The 2691-nt window shown below is 38.0% G+C and carries 2 protein-coding genes, 1 tRNA gene and 1 pseudogene; 2 read left to right on the forward strand and 2 right to left on the reverse strand.

The window, feature by feature from the left end; translation table 11 throughout:
• Window positions 1-183: 183 nt before the first annotated feature.
• Window positions 184-684, forward strand: coding sequence for a hypothetical protein (locus K9V48_RS27615; RefSeq protein WP_224142258.1), 501 nt, complete (start codon window positions 184-186; stop codon window positions 682-684).
• Between the two features lie 124 nt (window positions 685-808).
• Here K9V48_RS27615 and clpP read toward each other — a convergent pair whose 3' ends face one another.
• Complete coding sequence (gene clpP / locus K9V48_RS27620) at window positions 809-1408, reverse strand: ATP-dependent Clp endopeptidase proteolytic subunit ClpP (protein WP_224142259.1); 600 nt, start codon at window positions 1406-1408, stop codon at window positions 809-811.
• Window positions 1409-2035: 627 nt separating this feature from the next.
• Here clpP and K9V48_RS27625 point away from each other — a divergent pair.
• A tRNA-Arg gene (locus K9V48_RS27625) sits at window positions 2036-2111 on the forward strand.
• 152 nt (window positions 2112-2263) lie between these two features.
• Here K9V48_RS27625 and K9V48_RS27630 read toward each other — a convergent pair.
• Window positions 2264-2383 (reverse strand): annotated as a pseudogene (locus tag K9V48_RS27630) (excalibur calcium-binding domain-containing protein); the annotation flags it as partial.
• Window positions 2384-2691 lie beyond the last annotated feature (308 nt).

The raw sequence follows: 2691 nt of genomic DNA on the forward strand, positions 1-2691 counted from the left end.
GCCATCCAGCTCCAGCGCCTAGCCCCTCTTGGGTCTAAGCCACTTTTGAATTGAAGGCAAAGTACACCTTCTATTCAAAAGCGTCTTATGCTTGTCGGGGCTGATCAAGGCGCTTGCGCTTTTGTTCCTAAGCTATGTTAAGGTAAAATGTTGATATTTGTATTTTGGGGTGGAGGTATATTTATGTTTTCAGTCGATAATTATATTGGTTCAATTAAATCCAACCTTGAGAAACAATCGGATTTGTTAGTAGGAAATCTCAAGAATATCTTTACATACAATTTCTCTTCCGATACAGATTTGTTGGATTTCTCGGCATTCATCGAACCTACAAGGTTTGAATTATCAATAATAATGTTCTCAATGGATAAAGAAGCCAACGAAGTTTTCTACGAAGGAAATGACACAACGGTTTTTGCAGGTAGTGTAGAGGTACTTTCAGAAGTCGAATATCATCAGTTAAATGACAGTCAGTTAGACGATTTTTTTGAATTTTACGAGCAGAACGAAGAAACGTTAATTCCACAAGAACAAAAAGCATTTACAGATTGGTTTAGTCAATGTTGGGAAAAAGTAGGTGGAGATGCATTGGATTTACCATCGTACTTTGTTTTCCACGATGATTATAAATCATTTGATTTAAAAAATAATCAATGGATTGATGATGAAGAAAAATGGTCATAAACGATGAAGAATGCCTATATATCAAGGTATTCTTTTTTCTCGTCAAAATATCAACATTAAAGATTAACATAGCTTTTCACTAAAAAAGAAAAAGCTCACCGTAAAGGTAAGCTTTTTCTTCACATTATTTTGCTCCGCCAATTGTGCTGCGGTCTAGTACTTTGTCAATTAAGCCATACTCTAGAGCACGGTTAGCAGTCATGAAGTTATCACGCTCTGTATCACGTTCGATGACATCTAAAGACTGACCTGTACGCTCTGAAAGGATATTGTTTAATTTGTCACGTAGGAAAAGAATACGTTTCGCTGCAATTTCAATTTCAGTTGCTTGACCTTGTGCTCCACCAAGTGGTTGGTGAATCATAACTTCACTGTTAGGAAGTGCATAGCGTTTACCCTTTTCTCCAGCTGCAAGTAAGAATGCACCCATTGAAGCTGCCATACCGATACAAATTGTTGAAACCTGTGGTTTAATAAATTGCATCGTATCATAAATAGCCATACCAGCAGTAATAGATCCACCAGGACTGTTAATATAAATTGAAATATCCTTTTCTGGGTCTTCTGCTTCTAAGAATAATAACTGTGAAACGATTGAGTTTGCCACGTTATCGTCGATACCACTACCAAGCATAATAATACGGTCCTTTAAAAGACGAGAGTAAATGTCGTAAGCACGCTCACCACGGTTTGTTTGTTCAATAACTGTAGGGATTAAATTCATTTTTCTATTCCTCCTTCGTAATAAGAAAGATTGTACTAAAAGGATAAACAAAGCCTATATGTAACCCTTTAGCACATAATACTAATCCTTTTGACTAGCAAGTTTATTACTTTATGTATTTCCATCATACAACCAAGGTCAATAAAGGTCAAACGAAAAGACTGTTTCCTTTTAAGAACTTTTTCTTTCCTATAGTATCAGAATTTCTAAGTTTTGACTTCGAGAATTGTCCAGCTCCAGCGGCTAGCCCCTAGAGGCCATAAGCCACTCTTGAATTGAAGGTAAAAACACCTTCTATTCAAGAGCGTCTTCTGTTATGCCTGAGGCTGTCAAGGCGCCTACGCTTTTCCCATTCTATGTACCCGTTAAGCATAACACATGTCATCATAATTCCCACATTTGTTGTATTTCAAACGGCCGTCATCTTCAATTGAAACAAGATGGAAGGGACGGAATTGATTTGCTTATTTATCCATTCCAAATTAGTCTGAAAACAGGCTGGTTTAGATAAATCTGGAACTGGTGCTTTTGTCCAGTAAATTATAATATAAAAAGGGATTTACTAAAAAATACAGTTGAAATAGTACCGAAGCTCAAGTATAATACTTGTTACTGATATCAAAACGTGCGCTCGTAGCTCAGTTGGATAGAGCGGTGGTTTCCGGTACCACGTCTGCCGGGGGTTCGAATCCCTCCGAGCGCGTCATAGAAGTCAATGATAGCAAGGGTTCTGAGTCAATCTCAACTCTTGCTATTTTTGTGTTGAAAAGAGGTCTGTAAATACTTAAATTTAGAATGAAACAAATATACTAGTTTTATCTTTGCGCCAACTACGCAAGACGACCAATCTCTTTCTTACCTTTCACACGCAAAGTTATCCTTGTCCCTATCCATTTTAGATTGATAGGCAGGATGAGTACTTGGTACACCATTTGGATATTCTTTTGTAAGTTCAGTGCAGTTTTTGAAAAGTTCGGCTTCGTTGATTTGAAGAACTAGAATTAGAGCTTGTATTAGTAGCGCTTTTATCTGCTAGTTCTGTATTCAAATAACCTACTTTGATCCTTATGATCTAAAGAGAGCACAGGACAAATCCCGTAAAGCAGAATTTCTAGAGCTGGTGTCTATCCCGCATTAACGGGCAGTAATACCCCCTACCTCTAAGCTTGAGTGAATCACAAAGAGGCGAAGGTGGGGGATAACTGCCCGTAAAAGCCCGATAAGTCTCGCTATCCATCAGTGGGGGATAAGGAAAACCCCCACTGATGGAAGTCTCGCTTTAT

It is taken from the genome of Metabacillus rhizolycopersici (assembly GCF_020075705.1).